This is a genomic window from Streptomyces venezuelae (genome assembly GCF_008642315.1).
In the GTDB taxonomy this organism is placed as follows: Bacteria; Actinomycetota; Actinomycetes; order Streptomycetales; family Streptomycetaceae; genus Streptomyces; species Streptomyces venezuelae_D.
In genome coordinates, this window is record NZ_CP029192.1 from 4530387 (window position 1) to 4549698 (window position 19312).

21 protein-coding genes and 1 riboswitch are annotated in these 19312 nt (G+C 69.2%); of the genes, 12 read left to right on the forward strand and 9 right to left on the reverse strand.

What is annotated here, in order from left to right; translation table 11 throughout:
- Positions 1–28: 28 nt before the first annotated feature.
- Positions 29–982: an SDR family NAD(P)-dependent oxidoreductase gene (locus DEJ48_RS19640; RefSeq protein WP_150217449.1), complete on the reverse strand. Its 954-nt coding sequence runs from the start codon at positions 980–982 to the stop codon at positions 29–31.
- A gap of 70 nt (positions 983–1052) precedes the next feature.
- Here DEJ48_RS19640 and DEJ48_RS19645 point away from each other — a divergent pair, with 70 nt between their 5' ends.
- The 3 genes from DEJ48_RS19645 (at position 1053) to DEJ48_RS19655 (ending at position 3488) form a co-directional block, all read left to right on the forward strand.
- The gene (locus DEJ48_RS19645) at positions 1053–1532 is read left to right on the forward strand and encodes a MerR family transcriptional regulator (protein WP_150217450.1); all 480 of its coding nucleotides are present in this window, start codon (positions 1053–1055) and stop codon (positions 1530–1532) included.
- Between the two features lie 63 nt (positions 1533–1595).
- Complete coding sequence (locus tag DEJ48_RS19650; protein WP_150217451.1) at positions 1596–2060, forward strand: carboxymuconolactone decarboxylase family protein; 465 nt, start codon at positions 1596–1598, stop codon at positions 2058–2060.
- Positions 2061–2111: 51 nt separating this feature from the next.
- Positions 2112–3488 (forward strand): serine hydrolase domain-containing protein, encoded by a 1377-nt coding sequence (locus DEJ48_RS19655; protein ID WP_150217452.1) that lies wholly within the window; start codon positions 2112–2114, stop codon positions 3486–3488.
- Positions 3489–3611: 123 nt separating this feature from the next.
- Here the strand turns inward: DEJ48_RS19655 and DEJ48_RS19660 are convergent, their stop codons facing one another.
- The gene (locus DEJ48_RS19660; RefSeq protein WP_150217453.1) at positions 3612–4064 is read right to left on the reverse strand and encodes a GNAT family N-acetyltransferase; all 453 of its coding nucleotides are present in this window, start codon (positions 4062–4064) and stop codon (positions 3612–3614) included.
- Positions 4065–4118: 54 nt separating this feature from the next.
- The gene (locus DEJ48_RS19665; protein ID WP_150217454.1) at positions 4119–4571 is read right to left on the reverse strand and encodes a MarR family winged helix-turn-helix transcriptional regulator; all 453 of its coding nucleotides are present in this window, start codon (positions 4569–4571) and stop codon (positions 4119–4121) included.
- 139 nt (positions 4572–4710) lie between these two features.
- Between DEJ48_RS19665 and DEJ48_RS19670 the strand changes: the two genes are divergently transcribed.
- Together DEJ48_RS19670 and DEJ48_RS19675 are read left to right on the forward strand one after the other, a co-directional pair.
- The gene (locus DEJ48_RS19670; RefSeq protein WP_150217455.1) at positions 4711–5919 is read left to right on the forward strand and encodes an MFS transporter; all 1209 of its coding nucleotides are present in this window, start codon (positions 4711–4713) and stop codon (positions 5917–5919) included.
- A gap of 125 nt (positions 5920–6044) precedes the next feature.
- Positions 6045–6473 (forward strand): GlcG/HbpS family heme-binding protein, encoded by a 429-nt coding sequence (locus DEJ48_RS19675; protein ID WP_150217456.1) that lies wholly within the window; start codon positions 6045–6047, stop codon positions 6471–6473.
- Between the two features lie 120 nt (positions 6474–6593).
- Here the strand turns inward: DEJ48_RS19675 and DEJ48_RS19680 are convergent, their stop codons facing one another.
- The gene (locus tag DEJ48_RS19680) at positions 6594–7472 is read right to left on the reverse strand and encodes a GNAT family N-acetyltransferase (RefSeq protein WP_150217457.1); all 879 of its coding nucleotides are present in this window, start codon (positions 7470–7472) and stop codon (positions 6594–6596) included.
- A 140-nt stretch (positions 7473–7612) separates the two neighbouring features.
- On the opposite strand from DEJ48_RS19680, the gene DEJ48_RS19685 reads away from it, so the two are divergent.
- Together DEJ48_RS19685 and DEJ48_RS19690 are read left to right on the forward strand one after the other, a co-directional pair.
- Positions 7613–8245: an HAD family hydrolase gene (locus tag DEJ48_RS19685; protein ID WP_150217458.1), complete on the forward strand. Its 633-nt coding sequence runs from the start codon at positions 7613–7615 to the stop codon at positions 8243–8245.
- 427 nt (positions 8246–8672) lie between these two features.
- Positions 8673–9983: a globin domain-containing protein gene (locus DEJ48_RS19690; protein ID WP_223832106.1), complete on the forward strand. Its 1311-nt coding sequence runs from the start codon at positions 8673–8675 to the stop codon at positions 9981–9983.
- 6 nt (positions 9984–9989) lie between these two features.
- Here the strand turns inward: DEJ48_RS19690 and DEJ48_RS19695 are convergent, their stop codons facing one another.
- The 4 genes from DEJ48_RS19695 to DEJ48_RS19710 form a co-directional block, all read right to left on the reverse strand.
- Positions 9990–10472: an NUDIX domain-containing protein gene (locus DEJ48_RS19695; protein WP_150217460.1), complete on the reverse strand. Its 483-nt coding sequence runs from the start codon at positions 10470–10472 to the stop codon at positions 9990–9992.
- A 59-nt stretch (positions 10473–10531) separates the two neighbouring features.
- Complete coding sequence (locus tag DEJ48_RS19700) at positions 10532–11449, reverse strand: LysR family transcriptional regulator (RefSeq protein ID WP_150217461.1); 918 nt, start codon at positions 11447–11449, stop codon at positions 10532–10534.
- Positions 11450–11698: 249 nt separating this feature from the next.
- Positions 11699–12916, reverse strand: coding sequence for a cystathionine gamma-lyase (locus DEJ48_RS19705; protein WP_150217462.1), 1218 nt, complete (start codon positions 12914–12916; stop codon positions 11699–11701).
- A gap of 91 nt (positions 12917–13007) precedes the next feature.
- Complete coding sequence (locus tag DEJ48_RS19710) at positions 13008–13385, reverse strand: phage holin family protein (protein WP_150217463.1); 378 nt, start codon at positions 13383–13385, stop codon at positions 13008–13010.
- 133 nt (positions 13386–13518) lie between these two features.
- On the opposite strand from DEJ48_RS19710, the gene DEJ48_RS19715 reads away from it, so the two are divergent.
- The 4 genes from DEJ48_RS19715 to DEJ48_RS19730 all read left to right on the forward strand — a co-directional run bounded on the left by DEJ48_RS19715 (position 13519) and on the right by DEJ48_RS19730 (position 15827).
- Positions 13519–13836 carry a cupin domain-containing protein gene (locus tag DEJ48_RS19715; protein ID WP_055565768.1) on the forward strand — a complete coding sequence of 106 codons (318 nt, stop codon included), beginning with the start codon at positions 13519–13521 and terminating at the stop codon, positions 13834–13836.
- A 231-nt stretch (positions 13837–14067) separates the two neighbouring features.
- Positions 14068–14289: a DUF5326 family protein gene (locus DEJ48_RS19720; protein WP_150169850.1), complete on the forward strand. Its 222-nt coding sequence runs from the start codon at positions 14068–14070 to the stop codon at positions 14287–14289.
- Between the two features lie 274 nt (positions 14290–14563).
- A complete protein-coding gene (locus DEJ48_RS19725; RefSeq protein ID WP_190538018.1) occupies positions 14564–15277 on the forward strand; it encodes an IclR family transcriptional regulator in 714 nt (237 codons plus the stop codon).
- A gap of 112 nt (positions 15278–15389) precedes the next feature.
- Positions 15390–15827 (forward strand): SsgA family sporulation/cell division regulator, encoded by a 438-nt coding sequence (locus tag DEJ48_RS19730; RefSeq protein ID WP_150217464.1) that lies wholly within the window; start codon positions 15390–15392, stop codon positions 15825–15827.
- Positions 15828–15884: 57 nt separating this feature from the next.
- Here DEJ48_RS19730 and DEJ48_RS19735 read toward each other — a convergent pair whose 3' ends face one another.
- Positions 15885–17279, reverse strand: coding sequence for a YibE/F family protein (locus tag DEJ48_RS19735; protein WP_150217465.1), 1395 nt, complete (start codon positions 17277–17279; stop codon positions 15885–15887).
- 71 nt (positions 17280–17350) lie between these two features.
- A riboswitch (TPP riboswitch) is annotated at positions 17351–17506 on the forward strand.
- Here DEJ48_RS19735 and thiC point away from each other — a divergent pair.
- Entirely contained in the window at positions 17499–19286 is a 1788-nt protein-coding gene (thiC, locus tag DEJ48_RS19740; RefSeq protein WP_055565764.1) for a phosphomethylpyrimidine synthase ThiC, read from the forward strand. Its footprint overlaps the riboswitch before it by 8 nt.
- Positions 19287–19312 lie beyond the last annotated feature (26 nt).

Sequence of the window (19312 nt, forward strand, 5' to 3'; positions counted from 1 at the left end):
GTTCAGTCCTGGAGACGCCGTTGAGGGCTCAGAACGCGCTGAGCCCGGTGAGTTCGCAGGAGAGGTCCCAGAGTCGCGCCGCCGCGTCGGGGTCGACGGCCCAGGGCTTGACGCCGCCGACCAGCATGTCGTCGCTGGTGGCCGGCTCTGCGATGTCGCAGTCCTGGCAGTAGGCCCCTCCCCGGCCCTCCAGCAGCGGCGAGGTCGCCGCCCACACAGCCGTGGCCGCGCCCTGTTCGGGGCTCTTGAAACCGACGGCAGGTGTTCCGTCCGGAGTCATCCAACCCTGCGCGAGCCACTCGTCCCGCGGGATGTGGCGCTGCAGCGGAGTGAGGATGCTGCCGGGGTGTACGGCGAAGGCGCGCAGGTTGTGGTCGGCGCCGAGGCCGTTCAGGTGCAGGGCGAAGAGGGCGTTGGCGGTTTTGGACTGGGCGTAGGCCAGCCAACGGTCATAGCCGGTGTCGAAGTGCGGGTCGCTCCAGCGGATGTCGGAGAGGAAGTGTCCGGAGGAGGCGACGGCGACGACGCGGGCGCCCTCCGGCGCGAAGGCGGGACGCAGGCGGTGGGCCAGCGCGAAGTGCCCGAGATGGTTGATGGCGAAGTGCGCCTCCCAGCCACGGCCGACACGTGTCTCCGGGCAGGCCATCACCCCCGCGCCGTTGATGAGGATGCCGAGCGAACGGCCGGTGGCGAGGAAGCCTTCCGAGAAAACACGAACGCTCACCAGGTCAGCGAGGTCGAGGGCGTGCACCTCGGTCCGGGGGAGATCGCGCAGAGCGTTCTCGGCGGTTTCCGGGCGTCGGGCCGGCACGACGACGTGGGCGCCTGCGTGGACGAGAGCGCGGGTCGTGGCGAGCCCGAGACCGGAGTAGCCGCCGGTCACGAGGGCCGTTGTGCCCGCCAGATCCATGCCTGCGAGGACGTCGTCGGCCGTGCTGTGGGCGCCGAAGCCCGTGCCGAGCTTCCGCTGTTCGGTGATCATGATTTCGACGCTAAAACCTAGAGCGTGCGCTAGGTCAAGCCTCGATTGCCACGCGGCGTACGGTCTCGTCATGAGTGAGCGTCCGGGCGCTGTGCCCGAGGAGAGCGGCGGTAACGGGGGCGGGCTGTCCATAGGGAAGGTCGCCGAGGCGACCGGCCTGAGCGTGCACGCCCTGCGGTTCTTCGAGCGGGAAGAGCTCTTCCTGCGCGAGATCCCGCGGACCGGTGGAGGACAGCGGCTCTACGAACAGGCGGATGTGGACTGGCTCCTGCTGTGCGGGCGGCTGCGTGTCTCGGGCATGCCGATCGCCACGATCAAGAGGTTCGCGGCGCTCGTACGATCCGGACCCGGCAACGAGCGGGAGCGGCTGGCGCTGCTCCAGGAGCACGAGCGCGACGTACGCGCGAAGATCGACGACCTGAACGCCTGCCTGGAGGTCATCCACGGCAAGGTCACCACCTACGAGCAGCACCTGCGCGACGGGACGGCCGCCGGCCTCTGGTCGCCGCGTCCGCTCACAACTCCGCGCCGCGATTCGTCGGTGGAATGACGGACCAAAACGACGCCGCTGCGGCCAACAGCGGCGTCGGGCAGACGCTTGAGGAGAACACTCATGCAGGCTCGTATGCAGAACCCCGCCACGATCTTCCCTGAGGCCATGAAGGCCGTCCTCAGCCTGTCCGGGGTCTCCAGGAGGCAGGGACTGCCTCAGGCGACGATCGAGCTGGTGCAACTGCGCGTAAGCCAGATCAACGGAAGCAGCGTCTGCGTGGAGGGGAACGTACGCAGTGCCGTGGCGGCGGGTGCCACGGACGAGCAGTGTGCGTCGGTGGCCGCCTGGCGGCACCTCTCCTGCTTCACGGCCGCGGAACGCTCCGCCCTCGCCCTCGCCGAGGCGGCCACCCGGCTCGCCGACCGGCCCGATCCGGTGCCGGCGGAGATCTGGGACGAGGCCGCGCGGCACTTCACCGAGCAGGAACTGGCGGCACTCGTTCTCGCCATCGGCGTGGCGAACATGCTCAACAGGATCAACATCATCACGCGGCGCCACGCGGGCTCGCAGCCCTGGGAGTGCTGACAGGGGTCGAATTCACTCGACGCACGGGCGCCTCCCAGGTGAACTGGACCCATGACAACACCTCGTGAAGAGCTGCTCCCCTCCACCCGCCGCGCCCTGCTGCACCGCCTCGCCACCGCTCAGACGGAAGGCCGGTCCCCCTCGCTGGTGGCCGCGGTGGCCCGGGACGGCGAACTGGTCTGGGCCGGCGGCCGCAGCATGGTGGACGGGCACGAGCCGGACGAGAACGTCCAGTACCGCATCGGTTCGATCACCAAGACCTTCACGGCCGTACTCGTGATGCGGCTGCGCGACGAGGGCGTACTGGATCTCAACGACCCGCTGGAGAAGCACCTGCCGGGCACCGGAGCGGGCGAGGCCACGATCGCCGAACTCCTCGCCCACACCGGTGGGCTGGCGGCGGAGACACCCGGGGAGTGGTGGGAGCGCACACCGGGGACGACCCGCCCGGAGCTTTCGGATGTCCTCGGTGAGGAGCCCTTCAAGCACCCCGTCGGCAGGCGCCACCACTACTCCAACCCCGGCTATACGCTCCTGGGTTCACTCGTCGAGACGTTGCGGGGCGCCCCTTGGGAGGACGTGCTGCGCCGCGAAGTGCTCGAACCGCTGGGGCTGACCCGTACCAGTGCGCAGCCGCAGGCTCCGCACGCCGGCGGCTGGGCCGTGCACCCGTGGGCGGACGTGATGATGCCGGAGCCCGCCGAGGACCTGGGCCTGATGGCTCCGGCCGGACAGCTGTGGTCCACGACGGCCGACCTGGTGCGGTTCGGGCACTTCCTGGTCGTGGGTGACGACCGGGTTCTCGGTGCGGATTCCGTACGGGAGATGCGGACTCCGTCGGCGCCGCTGCCGACGGGTGAATGGGACAGGGCGTACGGCCTGGGGGTGGACCTGCTGCGGTGGGACAAGGGCAGCCTGGCGGGGCACGGCGGGTCGTTGCCGGGCTTCCTGGCCGCCCTGTGGGTGAGTGAGGCGGACGGGGTGGCCGCGGTCGCGCTCGCCAACTGCACGTCCGGGCCGCCGGTGGCGGCGCTGGCCATCGACCTGGTGAAGATCCTCTCCGAGGCCGAGCCCCGGATTCCCGAGCCGTGGCGGCCGCTGCCCGAAGTCGACCAGAAGGTGCTGGAGCTGGCAGGCCCTTGGTACTGGGGGACTCAGGTGCTCGTGCTGCGCCTGACGGCCGATGGCGGTGTGGAGCTGGGGCCGTTGTCCGGGTGGGGGCGGCAGGCCCGGTTCCGGCCCAACGGTGACGGCACCTGGACGGGGCTCAACGGGTACTACGCGGGGGAGCTGTTGAAGGCAGTGCGGCGCCCCGACGGATCGGTGAGCCACCTTGACCTGGGGTCGTTCGTCTTCACCCGCAAGCCGTACGACGAAGGAGCGCCGATCCCGGGCGGCGTGGACCCGCAGGGATGGCGCGGCTTCTAGTTCTCTCGATCGACTCGCGGAAGAGGGTTGAGAGATAAGGGCTGAGGGCTAGGGACCGGAGGCCGGGGCCTGTTTCACGTGAAACAGGCCCCGGCCATAAGCCGATCGCGGTGGATCGCAGCCTCAGAGGGGCAACTTGAAGCCCACGTGCGATGCCTGGAACCCGAGTCGCTCGTAGAAGCGGTGGGCATCGATACGCGTGGCGTCGGACGTCAGCTGCACCAACTGGCAGTTCTGACGCCGGGATTCCGCTACGGCCCACTCGATGAACTGCGTGCCGAGCCCGCTGCCCCGCTCGTCGGCATGCACGCGCACGCCTTCGATGATCGAGCGCGTGGCGCCCTTCCGGGAGAGCCCCGGAATGATCGTGAGCTGGAGCGTGCCCACGACGCGGCCCTCGCGTTCGGCGACGACCAGGTGCTGGTTGGGGTCGTCGTCAAGGCGCTCGAACGCCGTGACGTACGGAGCGAGGTCGTCCGGCGACTCACGTGTCGCGCCCAGAGGATCGTCGGCGAGCATGCCCACGATGGCGGGCAGATCCGCGGCGATGGCGGGGCGTATCTCAAGATCTCCCATGCGACCCAGCCTATGCGCGCACAGTACGGACCCTGTGCGCGCACAGCGCGCCCTCTACGCGCGCAGCGTTTCGACGGCGTTGACCAGCGGGGCGAGCTCCGGGTTCCGTGCCGCCTCGTCGAGCGCCTCGCGCAGGGCCGCGTCGTTCGTGGGACGCGCCTCGGCGAGAAGCGCGGCACCGGCCTCGCTGACGTCGGTGTAGATGCCGCGACGGTCCGTGGGGCACAGATACCGGGCCAGCAGACCGCGCTCCTCGAGCCGGGTCACTAGGCGCGTGGTCGCGCTCTGGCTCAGCACCACGGCGTCGGCGACCTGCTTCATCTGCAGATGGCCCCCTTCGCCGTCGTGCTGGCGGTTGAGCACGTCCAGAAGGCCGTACTCCCGCACGCTCAGGCCGTGCTTGGCCTGCAGGGCGCGCTCGACGTGGGCCTCGATCTTCCCGTGGAGCAGGGAGAGGGCGCACCAGCTTTGGGCGAGCGCGGTCAGTGCGGGGTCTGTCGCTGTCATGGCTCTTGGTCCTCCGTCCCGGAGCGGCTGCACCCAGGGTAGTCCACCGGTGCAATATCCGGCGGTTGCATATAGCCCGCGTCTGCAACTATTGTGGACGCACGTTAAGCGCACCTGCAATCGTCTGGAAGGTAGATCCATGCCTCTCGCGCTTCTGGCCCTCGCGATCGGGGCTTTCGGAATCGGAACCACCGAGTTCGTGATCATGGGGCTGCTTCCCGAGGTCGCGGGTGACTTCGGTGTCTCCATCCCGACGGCCGGCTTCCTCGTGACCGGCTATGCCCTCGGCGTCGTGCTCGGCGCCCCCCTGATGACCGCCCTCGGCACGCGGATCCCGCGCAAGCGGATGCTCATGCTGTTGATGGGCCTCTTCGTCGTCGGCAACCTGCTCTCCGCCGTGGCTCCCGTCTTCGGCGTGATGCTGGCAGGCCGCGTCGTCGCCTCCCTCGCCCACGGCGCTTTCTTCGGCATCGGCTCGGTCGTCGCGGCCGAGCTGGTGGCACCCGAGAAGAAGGCCGGAGCGATCGCCATGATGTTCTCCGGCCTCACGGTCGCCAACGTCGTCGGCGTGCCGCTCGGCACGCTCGTGGGCCAGGCCATCGGCTGGCGGATCACCTTCGTGATCGTCGCCGCCCTCGGCGTGGTCGGCCTGTTCGGCGTCGCCCGGCTCGTACCGGACCTGCCCAAGCCCGAAGGCGTACGGCTGCGCGACGAGATCGGCGCCTTCCGCAACGTACAGGTGCTGCTCGCCATGGCGATGACCGTGCTCGGCTTCGGCGGCGTCTTCGCGGCCATCACCTACATCACGCCGATGATGACGGACGTCGCCGGTTACGCGGACTCCTCCGTCACCTGGCTGCTCGTTCTCTTCGGGCTCGGCATGGTCGGCGGGAATCTCGTCGCGGGCCGGTTCGCGGACCGTGCGCTGATGCCGATGCTGTACGTGACGCTCGGCTCCCTCGCCTTGGTCCTCGCCCTGTTCACCCTCACCGCGCACAACAAGGTCGCGGCCGCCGTGACGGTGCTGCTGATCGGAGCGCTGGGCTTCGCCACGGTGCCGCCGCTGCAGAAGCGCGTCCTGGACCACGCATCGGGCGCCCCGACGCTCGCCTCGGCCGTCAACATCGGCGCCTTCAACCTGGGCAACGCGCTGTCGGCCTGGCTCGGTGGCCTCGTCATCTCCGCGGGCCTCGGCTACACCGCCCCCAACTGGGTCGGCGCGGTGCTCGCCGCTTCCGCCCTCGTCCTGGCCTTCGTGTCGGCCGCCCTGGAGCGTCGCCCGGCGCCCCCCGCCCCGGCTGTGGCGAGCGTGGCCCCTGTCGAGCAGCGGACACCCGTCCACCACTGACCCAGGCACCCAGCCCCCTGGGCGCCTGCCTCCAACCTCCTGGGCGCCTACCCCCAATCCCCTGGGCGCCCATCCCCCATCCCCCTTCAAGCCCCCAAGCACAACCCCGCAAGGAGAACCCCCTCATGAGCACCACCAACCCCACCGCCGTCGCCCCCCTGACCATCGGGGACGCCGAGGCCCTCGTCACCGCGGCCCGCCGGGCAGCCGAGGAAGCCGGTGTCACGGTCAGCGTCACCGTTCTTGACGCGGGCGGCCACCTCCTCGCCTTCCGGCGCGACGACCGGGCCGTCCTGATCTCCGGTGAGACCAGCACCCGCAAGGCGTACACCGCCCTCCAGCTGAACGCCCCGACCGCCGATCTGGTCGACGCGGTTCAGCCCGGTGGCCTCTTCCACACCCTGCCCACCGCGCTCGACCGCCCCCTGCTCTTCATCGCGGGCGGCGTCCCCGTCCACCGTGACGGCCGTCTGATCGGTGCGGTCGGCGTCGGCGGCGGCGCGCCCGAGCAGGACCACGGCTTCGCGACGGCGGCCGTCGAGACCCTCGTGTAGTCGGTCCGAGGCGTACGCGTACGGGCGTACGAGAAGGCCCGCTCCCGGCAACGCCGGGAGCGGGCCTTTCTGCGGTGGTCCGTGGTTCGCGGTCTGCAGTGGTTCGCGGTCCGCGGTGGGTCAACCCGCCGCGACGGTCAGCGGTGCGAAACGGCGCGTCCAGTCACCCGGCAGCTCCGGCACGCCGTATGCCATCACGGCGTTGAAGGCGACGGTCTCCAGGCCGCTCTCCTTCACCCAGGCCAGCAGCTCCTCGTGCCGTACGTCGATGTCGGTGCGCAGCGGCCGGTCGGTACCGGCGCCGAGGGAGGCGATGAGGGCCTTCGCGGTCTCGGTGTCCCGTGCGACGAGCGGGCCCACGACGTGAGTTGCCATGTTGGGCCAGGCCCCCGCGTATCCGATGACTTCTCCGTCGGCCTCCGCGACCCGCAGCTGGTCCGTGAAGGCGGGGAGTCTGGTGATCACATGCATGCGGTCGTGGCCGAAGACCTCGGTGTCGAGCCGAAGGATGGAAGTCAGGTCTTCCGCGGTGGCCGGACGGGTGGCGACAGCGGGCAGAGCTCCTGGACCGCCCGCCGGGGTGAAGCGCCCCATGACCATCTCGGCCCGACCGATCACCTTGAAGCCGAGCTGTTCGTAGAGAGGCCGGCCGTTCGGGGTCGCGTGGAGGGTCAGAGGGGTGGAGCCCGCCTCGTCGACGGCGTTCCGCATCAGTCTGCGTCCGATGCCCTGGCGGGCGTACCGCTCGGCTACGAGGACCATGCCGATCGCCGCGAGGGCGGGGCGCCCGGGAGGGCCGTACTGGGTCACTACGTAGGCACCCATGAGGCCGTTGCCGTCAGGGGCGTCGATGCCGTAGCCCGTTCCGGCCGACAGCAACAGGCCCCACTTGTGTTCTTCACGCGGCCAGCCCCGGTCCTCGGACAGATCGGCGCAGACCTGCAGATCGCGGGGGGTCAGTCGGCGGATGGGCGGTGCGGAGAGGGAAGGTGTCGACACGCGGGCCAGGCTGTCTGACGTACATCCTCGGCGTCCAGCCGTTTGTGGGCAGAAGCACGTAGCTTTCGGCCACGGTTCAGCTTCTCGTTTCACGTGAAACACGCCGACGAGCGGTAGCCACGGGCACTAGCCTCGGCCACATGGCACGCCTACACCTCTTCGACCTGGACGGGACGCTGCTGCACGGCACGGCAGCCCCGGTGGAGATATCGCGACAACTCGGTCTGGACACGGAGATCGCCGAACTCGAGCGCGAGTTCGTGGCGGGGCATCTGGGATCGCCCGAGTACGCGGAGCGGGTGCACGCCTTGTGGGCGGAGCTCACGGAGGCGCACGTGACGGCGGCCTTCGAGGGGGCACCCTGGCTCGACGGCATCCAGGAGACTTGGGCCGAGATCCGTGACGGCGGAGACTACTGCGCGGTGATCTCCCTCTCGCCGTCCTTCTTCGTGGAGCGGCTCGCCGGGTGGGGTGCGCACGCCGCGCACGGGTCGCTCTTCCCGGCCGTGCCGTTCACCGAACCCGTGAATCCGACGGGCATTCTCGACGCCGCGGCCAAGGTGAAGATCGCGGACCGTCTCTGTGAAGAGTTCGGGGTGGACAGGAGCGACTGCGTCGCGTACGGGGACTCGCTTTCCGACCTGGAGTTGTTCGGAGCGGTGCCGCTATCGGTGGCCGTCAATGCGGATCAACGGCTGGTGAGCCTGGCCACCCACTCTTATGTCGGGCGTGATCTGCGTAAGGCGTACGAATTGGTCCGGCACGACCGGTAATTGAGGCAATTGGCAGGCGAGCCCCGCGAATTCGGGGCCCAGGGGAGAGGGACTTGTGCGTTCGGCGGCTGCCGGTATGGTCGATCAAGGTCCGCGCCGGGTGGGTCCCTCCACACTCCGGAGCGCGGCGCGCAGGTGAATGAAGCCTAACGGGGCAGAGAGATCCAGAACCCGTACTTCCTGTTATGCGGCTGACGCGGCTGCGAGCAATGGGATGCTGCGATGAGGGGACTGCGGCCAATGTCACATTCTCCACCTACTTGTCCGTAGGGTCCGGGGAGCCGGGGTTCAATGTGGCCATATCGGCCATCGAGGCAGAAGAGCGAGGACAGGCGCAGAGCGGCAACTGGCGCAGAGCGGGGACAGCAGGCAGCTTCCGTCAGGGAGTGCCCAGACCGACCGAGAGATGTTCGAGGCGAGGCACAACATGGACGCTCCGACCACCACGTCGGCCGATGACGGCACGTCCGGAGACGGAAGCGGCTGGTTCACTCCGCGCAAGCCGCCGAAGGGGCCGGAGGACGAGCGAATACCCACCGGTCCGGAAGCGTCTCAGCACCAGGCGCCGCCCCCGCACGCGCAGTCCACCGCGCCCCCGATATCCGTCGAGCAGGCGAAGCCGGCACGGAAGGCCTCCGCCGATGCCCTGCTGGTGCAGCGCACGATGGCCGAGATCGCGCCTGTCGCCGACAAGGTCACGTCGTACTTCTACGCGTTGCTCTTCACCCGTCACCCGGAGCTCCGCGCCCTGTTCCCCGCGGCGATGGACACCCAGCGGGACCGCATCCTCAAGGCGCTGCTGACCGCGGCCGAGCACATCGACCACACCGACGTGCTCGTCGCCTACCTGAAGAACCTCGGGCGCGGACACCGCAAGTACGGCACCCAGGCCGAGCACTACCCGGCCGTCGGCGAATGCCTGATCGGCTCGTTGAGCCGGTACGCGAGTACGACGTGGGACGAGGAGACCGAGGCCGCCTGGGTCCGGACGTACACGACGATCTCCCAGACCATGATCGACGCGGCTGCCGAGGACGAGATGCGCGCCCCCGCCTGGTGGTTCGCCGAAGTCGTCTCGCACGACCTCAGGACGCCTGACATCGCTGTCGTCACGGTCCGGCCCGACCAGCCGTACCCGTTCCTCGCGGGGCAGTACACCAGCCTGGAGACCCCCTGGTGGCCCCGGGTCTGGCGCCACTACTCCTTCGCCTCTGCCCCGCGCCCGGACGGGCTGCTCTCCTTCCACGTCAAGGCCGTGTCGGCCGGCTGGGTCTCCAACGCCCTGGTTCACCACGCCCGCCCCGGCGACATCCTGCGGCTGGGCCCGCCTACCGGTTCGATGACCGTCGACCACACCACCGACAGCGGCCTTCTCTGCCTGGGCGGCGGCACGGGCATCGCCCCCATCAAGGCCCTCGTCGAGGACGTCGCCGAGCACGGCAGACGGCGCCCCATGGAGGTCTTCTACGGAGCACGCACCGACCACGACCTGTACGACATCGACACGATGCTCCGCCTTCAGCAGTCCCACCCCTGGCTCGCCGTCCGGCCGATCGTCGACCAGCGGGCACAACTGCCGGACGCCGTACGTGAGTACGGACCGTGGAACGAGTACGACGCGTACCTCTCGGGACCGCCCGGCATGATCCGGAACGGAGTGGACGCCCTGCGGGACATCGGCATCCCGGAGGGCCGGATCCGTCACGACTCGGTAGAGGAACTGGTGGCCTCGGACTAGGCGGTCCTAGCCCAGATCGGGGGCGTGCATCGCGCGGACGCCCTCGATGTTGCCGTCCAAGTAGTGCCGCAGGGACAGCGGCACGAGGTGGACCGATGCGATGCCGACTCTGGTGAACGGCACGTGCACGATCTCGTACTCGCCGCACGGCTCCTCGACCTCGGGGCCGTGCCGCTGGTCGAGGTCCATGGACTCCAGGCGGCAGACGAAGAAGTGCTGCACCTTGACGCCGGTCGCGCCGCCGTCCTCGCCGATGTGCTCGACGGTGTCGACGAAGCACGGTACGACGTCGGTGATCTTGGCACCGAGTTCTTCGTGCACCTCACGATGGAGTGCGTCGACGACGGAGTCGTCCTCTGCCTCCACCCCGCCTCCCGGTGTGATCCAGTACGGATCGACGCCCGGCTTGCTGCGCTTGATCAGAATCAGGTCGTCGCCGTCCAGCAGGACGGCGCGTGCGGTGCGCTTGACCACGGGTCGGACGGTCATGGGGGAAATGTGGCCCGGACTGTTCCACGTGAAACATCGTGAACCAGCCGCGCCCCCCATCAAGCCCAGTCGACGGCGGCACGCACCAACCACTCGTGCGCCCGCGCAATGTGCGGCATGACGAGTGTCCCGGTGCGCACTGCCAAGAAGTACGTACGCAAAGGGGGTACGGCGGGGTCGAGCAGAGTCACGATGTCGCCGCGTGCCAGGGCTGGTGCGCACAGGTAGCGGGGCAGAACGGCGAGACCGGCACCAGCGGTCACGCAGGCGAGGACAGCTCGCAGATCCGGCACGATGACGGCGCCCGACGCCGTGGGCCGGGCGTCGAAGACGGCGGTCCAGTAGCGGGAGACGAACGGCAGTGACTCGTGGACTTCGACCACGGGGATGTCCCGTAACGACGCCGCTGTCCGGTGTCGCAGCCCGCCGCCTTCGGCACGGGCCGCGACACGGGCCGCCCACCGCTCCTCCGCGACCAGGACGTGCTCCTCGTCGCAGAGCGGTGTCGTGGTGAGCAGCGGACCGCGGGGCCGGACCGTGGCGATGGCCAGGTCGTGGTGGCCGGCGGCCAGTCCTTCCAGGACCTCCTCCGCATTGCCGAACGAGGCGCGCAGGGCGTGGCTGTGGCCGTCCTGGCCGGTCAGGGCGGTGAGCGCGGGCAGGGCACGCTCGGCGGTGAACTCCGGGGGGCCCGCGAGGTGGAGGGTGCGTACGGACGAGTCCTCGTCGAGTCCGGTCTCGGCGATCTCGACCAGGGCGTCCAGATGGGGCGCGGCTTTGTGCGCGAGTTCGTCGCCGATGGTCGTGGGAGTCACCCCACGGGCCTGTCGCAGGAAAAGGGGCCGCCCCAACTGCCGCTCCAGCGTGCGTATCTGTGACGTGACCGCGGGCTGGGAGAGCCCCAGAAGAGCTGCGGCACGCGTGAAGGACCCGGCCCGGTGCACCGTCACGAAAGTGCGCAGCAGGGCCAGGTCCATGGCGACGCGCCTCCCCTTCGTGCCCACAGGGTGCGCCCAACTATAAATATGCCGATAGCTTTCTGTCGTTACTGTGATTGGACACTGACACAGAGTCAACTAGCCTAGTTGGCGCGGTTCTTCGCGCGCAGAACCGGAACGGCCCGAGCCACGAGGGGGGAGGCTCGGGCCGTTCGTTGTACGTAGCCGGGGCGGGTGCCCCGCGCCGATCGGCAACCTCGCCGGACGGCGCGAGGACGCCGCTGCCGGTCAGCCGTCCGCTGCGGCCGCCTCGTCCAGCGCGCGCAGCACGTCCGCCACGAGGTCGTCGGGGTCCTCGGCGCCCGCGGAGAAGCGGATGAAGCCCTCCGGAACGGCGTCGCCGCCCCAGCGTCCACGGCGCTCGGCCGTCGACCGCACACCGCCGAAGCTCGTCGCGTCGTCGACCAGTCGCAGCGCTTCGAGGAAGCGCTCGGCACGCGCGCGCGTGGGCAGTGTGAACGAGAGCACGCACCCGAAGCGGCGCATCTGCCGCGAGGCCACCTGGTGCGAGGGGTCGTCGGGCAGCCCGGGATAACGCAGCCCCGTCACCTCGGCGCGCCCGCGCAGGGCCTCGGCGAGGACGAGGGCGTTCGCGTTCTGCCGGTCGGCACGCAGTTGCAGCGTGGCCAGCGAGCGGTGCGCGAGCCAGGCCTCCATCGGGCCCGGAATCGCCCCGACGATCTTGCGCCAGCGCCGCACCGACGCCGTCAGTTCCGCGTCACGGCAGGCGACGTACCCCAGGAGGATGTCGCCGTGACCGGTGAGCATCTTGGTGCCGCTGGCCACCGCGAAGTCCGCGCCGAGCTCGAGAGGGCGCTGGCCGAGTGGCGTCGCCAGGGTGTTGTCGACCGCCACCAGCACGCCACGCGCGTGCGCCGCTTCGGCGAGCCGCCGCACGTCGCACACGTCGAGGCCGGGGTTGGACGGCGTCTCGATCCACAGCAGCTTGGCGCCGTCCAGGATGTCGAGCTGCGCGTCGTCGCCCGTCGGGGCGGTGCGCACCTCGATGCCGTACGCCGTGAGCTGTTCGCGGACCAGCGGAAGGACCTGGTAGCCGTCGTCCGGCAGCACCACCACGTCTCCCGCGCGCAGCTGGGAGAACAGGACCGCCGAGATCGCCGCCATGCCGGAGGCGAAGACGAGAGTCTCGACGTCCGACTCCGAGTCCGGAGCCTCGAGCTCGCCGATGGCCCGCTCCAGATGCGTCCAGGTGGGGTTCTCGTCGCGCCCGTACGCGTAGCCGCCCGTGGGGTCACCCGGCAGGTGGAAGTGCGCGGCGAAGACCGGTCCCGGAAGCGTCGGCTCGTGTTTCACCGGCTCGGGCAGCCCGACCCGGACGGCCCGCGTGCCGTCACCGATACCGGCTCCGCTGACGTGGCCGACGCCGGCTCCGCCGCCGTCACCGATACCGGCTCCGCTGCCGTCCACGCGTCCCGATTCCGTCATGCCGCCCGCCTTTCCACTGCTGCACGTACAGCGTCGAGCAGGCCTTCGCTCGACGCCTCCACCATTCTCGGACACGCCCCGGGCTGCTCGATCAGTCGTCGTCGGGCAGGACGACGTTCATGGCCCAGGACACGATCGAGATGATCAGGCCGCCCAGAACGGCGGTCCAGAAGCCCTCGACGTGGAAGCTGACGTCGAGCTTGTCGGCGAGCCACGAGGTGAGCAGCAGCATCAGGGCGTTGACCACGAGGGTGATCAGGCCGAGGGTCAGGATGAACAGCGGGAAGGTGAGGACCTTCACCAACGGCTTGACCAGGAAGTTCACCAGTCCGAAGAGCAGGGCGACGACGATGAGCGTGCCGACCTTCTTGCCCGTGCTGTCCCCGGTCAGAGTGATCTTGTCGAGCAGCCATACGGCGACGGCCAGGGCCGCGGCGTTGGCGATCGTCTTGACTACGAAATTCTTCATGTGTCTGATCGTGGCAGACACGGGCCGGGAACGGTCGGCCCGCGAAGACCCACCAAGGACCGCGAGAAGCCACGGGCGGGCAGCCCGGGCGAGCAGCGGCAACACGGTCACCAGCAAGGGGTGTACGAAGGCGATGAAGGCTTTCCGACTGGACGAGCTGGAGGCGGAGCGTGCCGCGAACGACGGCGCGTATCTGCAGTTCCTGCGCGAGAGAAACATGTCGGTCGGGCTGTACGCGCTCAATGCCGGGGACACCGATCCGCAGCAGCCGCACGGGCAGGACGAGGTGTACATGGTCGTCAGCGGCCGTGCGGCGATCACCGTCGGCATGGAGACGACGCAGGTGGCGCGGGGCAGCGTCGTCTATGTGCCGGCCGGTGTCGCCCACAAGTTCCACCACATCAGCGAGGACTTGCGGGTGCTCGTGGTGTTCTCTCCCCCGGAGTCCTGACCGCTCTGCCGCGCCCACCGCAGCCCGTTCCTCCTCCCCCTCCCCAGCCCGTTCCCCTCCCCCCGCAGGCTGACCTCATCAGGGCTGCGACCTCGGGGTTCCCTAGGGGTCGGATCAGGGGGGGACAAGGGCTCCGAGGCCCCCGCGGAGCCCTTCGGCGCTCTAGCATCGAATGCAAGAAGCCGGGAACCTGCGGAGATTCAGGAAACAGAGCGGAGTGAGGTAAGGACGATGGCAACCAAGGAGATCTTTGCGGGAATGCCGTGGTGGGTGAAGTGGGTGGCCGTTCCGGTCGTCGCACTCGTCGTGTTCGGCAGCTTGATTGCGACCGTGGTCGGATTCGTGGTCGGGTTGCTCTTCAAGGCGCTCATATTTGTGGCCTTGGTCGGCGGACTCATCTATGTCGTACGGAAGTTCATATCCGGCTCGTCCTCGTCGCGCACGGACTGGTGAATTTTCGTGAGAGTTCCCTCGGGCGGGGGAAGTTTCCCGGTGGGGCGCCGTAGGACGGTTGCCGAGGATTAGAGTCCGGAATCCGACGTGGGGGTCGATCCCCGCGGACGGGCGTACGTACGTGCACCGCTCTTCCCTCGCTACCCGGGCACGGGCGGGCTTCCACGCGCTTCGGGAGTGAACCTTGGCCGCGGTCGACACCACCAGCTCATCGGTCGACACCAGCACCGACCCCGCCGTCGGCCCCACCCTCATCGGTTCCGTGCAGCGGGCGATGCGGCTCCTGGAAGCCGCCGCTTCGCACCAGAGCGGGGCACCCGCAAAGCAGTTGGCGAGGGAAGCGGGCCTCGCGCTCCCCACCGCCTACCACCTGCTCCGCACCCTGACCCACGAGGGATATCTGCGCAGGGACAAGGGTCTGTTCGTGCTCGGCGAGGCAGCCGAGCGGCTGAGCAGCAGCGGAGCACAGCAGAATCGGCGCGCACGCATCAACGAGTCCCTGGCCCACCTGCGCGACACCCTGGGCGTCCCCGTGTACTTCGCCGTCTATCGAGAGGGGGAGATCGACGTCGTGTCCGTCGCGGACACCCCGGGCAACCCCGCCGTCGAGGAGTGGGCGGACTTCCGCGAGACCGGACACGCCCACGCCATCGGGCAGTGCCTGTTGGGCCAGCTCGACGACGAGGCACGACAGGACCACCTCGATCGCTACCCGGTCCAGTCGATCACGCGCTACTCGGTCCGGGACGACCGCACGCTCCTGCGGCGGCTCGACTCGATGGAGCGCATGCGGCCCGTCGTGGAGCGTCAGGAGTACGCGCTCGGGACCCTGTGCGCGGCCGTCCCGATCATGGCCGGCGACACCGCGGCGACCATGGCCATTTCCGTCCCCTCCGCGCAGGCCGACCGACTGCTTCCGGCAGCCGAGAAGTTGCAGCGGGAGATCGGAAAGCTACTAGGGACACTCGCTTTCTCTATCAGCATCTGAAAACTCACTCCTTGTGATCTGGTGCTCACGTTAAGCAAGATGCGAGGGGTGTCAGGGAGCTGGTTCCTGGCGACTCGATGGCCCCAGGGGCCAAGTGACGGGGTAGGGCGCGATGGGCGAGACGGTTCAGGCAGAGGTCATGATGAGCTTCCTTGTTTCCGAGGAGCTGTCGTTTCGCATCCCGGTGGAGCTGCGCTACGAGCTCGGGGATCCCTATGCCGTGCGGCTGACGTTTCACTTGCCGGGGGACGCCCCGGTGACCTGGGCCTTCGGGCGGGAGCTGTTGATCGACGGGGTGGGCAGGCCATGTGGGGACGGGGATGTGCGCGTCGAGCCCACCGATTCCCTGATGCTGGACGAGGCCCTGATCAGGCTTCAGGTCGGCGCTGATCAGGCGCTGTTCAGGGTGGGCATCCCGCCGCTGCTCGCCTTCCTCGACCGTACGGACAAGTTGGTGCCGCTGGGGCAGGAGCGGGCGCTCGCCGACTTCGAGGCGCACCTCGACGAGACGCTCGACCGCATCCTCGCGGAGGAGCAGAACGCGGGTTGACCCGCTGGCTCAACGGGCCAGGGTTGACGGCATTTTGGTGCATTTCGCGAGCCGACGCTAACGCTTGCGGCGTCGGCCCTTCCCGCCGCGGGAAGCCCGGGTCGCCCCGCCCGCACCGCCCGCCGCGGCGCCCACGGGCGAGCTGGAGCGGTCCGCGGAGACGACCAGGGCGGCCAGCGCGGTCGTCACCGGTACCGAGGCGACCAGGCCGATGGAGCCGATCAGGGTGCGCACGATCTCCTCGGCGACCAGCTCGCTGTTGGCCACCGTGCCCACACTGGACTGGGCGATGGAGAAGAGGAGCAGCAGGGGCAGGGCGGCACCCGCGTAGGCGAGGACGAGGGTGTTGACGACCGAGGCGATGTGGTCGCGGCCGATGCGGATGCCCGCGCGGTACAGGCCGCGCCAGCCCATCGTCGGGTTGGCCTGATGCAGCTCCCAGACCGCCGAGGTCTGGGTGACCGTCACGTCGTCGAGGACACCGAGCGAGCCGATGATGACGCCCGCGAGGAGCAGACCGCTCATGTCGATGGACGGATACAGGCCATGGATGAGACCGGTGTTGTCGTCCGTGTTGCCGGTCAGTGCGGCCCAGCCGATGAAGAGCGAGCCGAGCAGGCCGATGAGGAGGAGGGAGATGAGCGTGCCGAGTACCGCGACCGAGGTCCTGGCTGTCAGGCCGTGGCAGAGATAGAGCGCGATCAGCATGATGGCGCTCGCCCCGACGACCGCCACGACCAGGGGATTCGAGCCCTGGAGGATCGCCGGCAGGATGAAGAACGTGAGCACCATGAAGCTGATGGCGAGGGCGACCAGAGCCATCACGCCGCGGAGCCGGCCCACGACGACGACGGCGAGCGCGAAGATGCCGGCGAGCAGCGCCATCGGGATCTTGCGGTTCACGTCGGTGACGGAGTACTGCAGCCCTTCGGGGGCCTTGGGCTCGTAGGCGACCACCACCTCCTGGCCCTGCTTCAGCTGGCGCGGCGAGTCCGGCTGGATGATCTCCGTGAAGGTGCGGCCCTTGTCCTCGCCGCTCGCGACCTCGACCGTCGCCTTCTTGCAGGTGCCCGTCGCCGTGGACTGCGCGGACTGGCCCTCGGCGGTGGAGGTGTCGCCGTTGGGCGGGGTCTGCGAGGGGCTGAGGTCCTTGCAAGGCAGCTCCTGCACCTTCGTGACCTTCGCCGACTGGGTCTGCCGGTCGAAGCCGACGCCGGTGCGTTCGTGGCTCGGCGTGCCACCGGGCCAGAGCACCACCAGGCCGACGACGACCGCGGTGGCGAAGGGAATCAGTACGGCGGCGATGACCTTGCGCAGGTGCCGGGAGACCGGTGCGGCCGGGCCGTGGCTGTGCGAATGCCCGTGTCCGTGGCCGTGTCCATGACCCTCCGGAGGCGTCCCGGAGACGGGCGGCTGCGGGGGCTGCGGGGGCGGCGGCTCTGTGGTGGTCACTGCCCGATCATCGCAAGAACGGGAGGGGCCCTCTGTTCAGCGCGCCCGACATGACGCTAGCGTGGAGCCACCTTTGCAATCGCGGGAGCTCGGAGCACCGGGCTGAGAGGGCGCTGACCTCCGTACGAAGCGGCACAAAAAGTGCACGAGCCGTACGGGATTCGCTGCGTCGACCGCCGAACCTGTTACCGGGTAATGCCGGCGTAGGGAGTAGGTCTCATGACCACATCGGACGCACGCACGCCTGCCTCGACGCAGAACCAGAGCGACGAGGCCGGGAAGTCCATCGGCTGGCACAAGGCGTATGTCGAGGGTTCGCGCCCCGACCTGCGTGTGCCGGTCCGCCAGGTGCACCTCACCAATGGCAAGGCCGTCACCCTGTACGACACTTCGGGCCCGTACACCGACCCGTCGGCCGAGACCGACGTCCGCCGCGGACTGGCGCCGCTGCGGGAGAACTGGATCATCGCCCGCGGCGACACGGAGGAGTACGTGGGCCGCCCGCCGCGCCCCGAGGACGACGGCATCAAGCACACCTCGCCCCGCGGCGGGCTCAAGAACCTCGACGCGGTCTTCCCCGGCCGCCCCCGCCAGCCGCGACGCGGCCGCGACGGACAGGCGGTGACGCAGCTCGCGTACGCCAGGCGCGGCGAGATCACGCCCGAGATGGAGTTCATCGGGATCCGCGAGGGCATGGACCCGGAGATCGTGCGGGAAGAGGTCGCCGCGGGCCGCGCGGTGATCCCCGCCAACGTGAACCACCCGGAGATCGAGCCGATGATCATCGGCAAGAAGTTCCTGGTGAAGGTGAACGCGAACATCGGCAACTCCGCGGTCACCTCCTCCATCGAGGAGGAGGTGGACAAGATGACCTGGGCGACCCAGTGGGGCGCCGACACGGTCATGGACCTCTCCACCGGCCGCAACATCCACACCACCCGCGAGTGGGTCCTGCGCAACTCTCCCGTGCCGATCGGTACCGTCCCGCTCTACCAGGCACTGGAGAAGGTCGACGGCAAGGCCGAGGAACTGACCTGGGAGATCTACAAGGACACGGTCATCGAGCAGGCCGAGCAGGGCGTGGACTACATGACAGTCCACGCGGGCGTGCGCCTGCCGTACGTACCGCTCACCGCGCGCCGCAAGACCGGCATCGTCTCGCGCGGCGGTTCGATCATGGCCGCCTGGTGCCTCGCGCACCACAAGGAGAGCTTCCTCTACGAGCACTTCGAGGAGCTCTGCGAGATCCTCGCGGCGTACGACGTGACGTACTCGCTCGGTGACGGCCTGCGCCCCGGCTCGATCGCGGACGCCAACGACGAGGCGCAGTTCGCGGAGCTCAGGACGCTCGGGGAACTCAACACGATCGCCAAGCGTCACAACGTACAGACGATGATCGAGGGCCCCGGTCACGTCCCGATGCACAAGATCAAGGAGAACATCGACCTCCAGCAGGAGATCTGCGAGGAGGCGCCGTTCTACACGCTCGGCCCGCTGACCACGGACATCGCGCCCGCCTACGACCACATCACCTCCGGCATCGGCGCCGCGATGATCGGTTGGTGGGGCACGGCCATGCTCTGCTACGTCACGCCGAAGGAGCACCTGGGCCTGCCCAACCGCGACGACGTGAAGACCGGCGTCATCACGTACAAGATCGCGGCGCACGCGGCGGACCTCGCCAAGGGTCACCCCGGCGCACAGGACTGGGACGACGCACTCTCGGACGCGCGCTTCGAGTTCCGGTGGGAGGACCAGTTCAACCTGGCCCTCGACCCGGTCACGGCGCGGGAGTTCCACGACGAGACGCTGCCGGCCGAGCCCGCGAAGACGGCGCACTTCTGCTCGATGTGCGGGCCGAAGTTCTGCTCGATGAAGATCTCGCAGGACATCCGGCGCCAGCACGGCGGCGACCTCGGCTCCGAGGACATCGAGGCGGGCATGGAGCAGAAGTCCAAGGAGTTCGCAGCCGCGGGCAACCGGGTCTACCTGCCGATCGCCGACTGAGGCACCCGTGACCCATGGCTCCGTGG

What these genes read in the sequence shown, in the direction of transcription:
- DEJ48_RS19640 (WP_150217449.1), bottom strand. Translation starts at nt 982, where the DNA reads ATGATCACCGAACAGCGGAAGCTCGGCACGGGCTTCGGCGCCCACAGC.
- DEJ48_RS19645 (WP_150217450.1), top strand. Translation starts at nt 1,053, where the DNA reads ATGAGTGAGCGTCCGGGCGCTGTGCCCGAGGAGAGCGGCGGTAACGGG.
- DEJ48_RS19650 (WP_150217451.1), top strand. Translation starts at nt 1,596, where the DNA reads ATGCAGGCTCGTATGCAGAACCCCGCCACGATCTTCCCTGAGGCCATG.
- DEJ48_RS19655 (WP_150217452.1), top strand. Translation starts at nt 2,112, where the DNA reads ATGACAACACCTCGTGAAGAGCTGCTCCCCTCCACCCGCCGCGCCCTG.
- DEJ48_RS19660 (WP_150217453.1), bottom strand. Translation starts at nt 4,064, where the DNA reads ATGGGAGATCTTGAGATACGCCCCGCCATCGCCGCGGATCTGCCCGCC.
- DEJ48_RS19665 (WP_150217454.1), bottom strand. Translation starts at nt 4,571, where the DNA reads ATGACAGCGACAGACCCCGCACTGACCGCGCTCGCCCAAAGCTGGTGC.
- DEJ48_RS19670 (WP_150217455.1), top strand. Translation starts at nt 4,711, where the DNA reads ATGCCTCTCGCGCTTCTGGCCCTCGCGATCGGGGCTTTCGGAATCGGA.
- DEJ48_RS19675 (WP_150217456.1), top strand. Translation starts at nt 6,045, where the DNA reads ATGAGCACCACCAACCCCACCGCCGTCGCCCCCCTGACCATCGGGGAC.
- DEJ48_RS19685 (WP_150217458.1), top strand. Translation starts at nt 7,613, where the DNA reads ATGGCACGCCTACACCTCTTCGACCTGGACGGGACGCTGCTGCACGGC.
- DEJ48_RS19690 (WP_223832106.1), top strand. Translation starts at nt 8,673, where the DNA reads ATGGACGCTCCGACCACCACGTCGGCCGATGACGGCACGTCCGGAGAC.
- DEJ48_RS19695 (WP_150217460.1), bottom strand. Translation starts at nt 10,472, where the DNA reads ATGACCGTCCGACCCGTGGTCAAGCGCACCGCACGCGCCGTCCTGCTG.
- DEJ48_RS19700 (WP_150217461.1), bottom strand. Translation starts at nt 11,449, where the DNA reads ATGGACCTGGCCCTGCTGCGCACTTTCGTGACGGTGCACCGGGCCGGG.
- DEJ48_RS19705 (WP_150217462.1), bottom strand. Translation starts at nt 12,916, where the DNA reads ATGACGGAATCGGGACGCGTGGACGGCAGCGGAGCCGGTATCGGTGAC.
- DEJ48_RS19710 (WP_150217463.1), bottom strand. Translation starts at nt 13,385, where the DNA reads ATGAAGAATTTCGTAGTCAAGACGATCGCCAACGCCGCGGCCCTGGCC.
- DEJ48_RS19715 (WP_055565768.1), top strand. Translation starts at nt 13,519, where the DNA reads ATGAAGGCTTTCCGACTGGACGAGCTGGAGGCGGAGCGTGCCGCGAAC.
- DEJ48_RS19720 (WP_150169850.1), top strand. Translation starts at nt 14,068, where the DNA reads ATGGCAACCAAGGAGATCTTTGCGGGAATGCCGTGGTGGGTGAAGTGG.
- DEJ48_RS19725 (WP_190538018.1), top strand. Translation starts at nt 14,564, where the DNA reads ATGCGGCTCCTGGAAGCCGCCGCTTCGCACCAGAGCGGGGCACCCGCA.
- DEJ48_RS19730 (WP_150217464.1), top strand. Translation starts at nt 15,390, where the DNA reads ATGGGCGAGACGGTTCAGGCAGAGGTCATGATGAGCTTCCTTGTTTCC.
- thiC (WP_055565764.1), top strand. Translation starts at nt 17,499, where the DNA reads ATGACCACATCGGACGCACGCACGCCTGCCTCGACGCAGAACCAGAGC.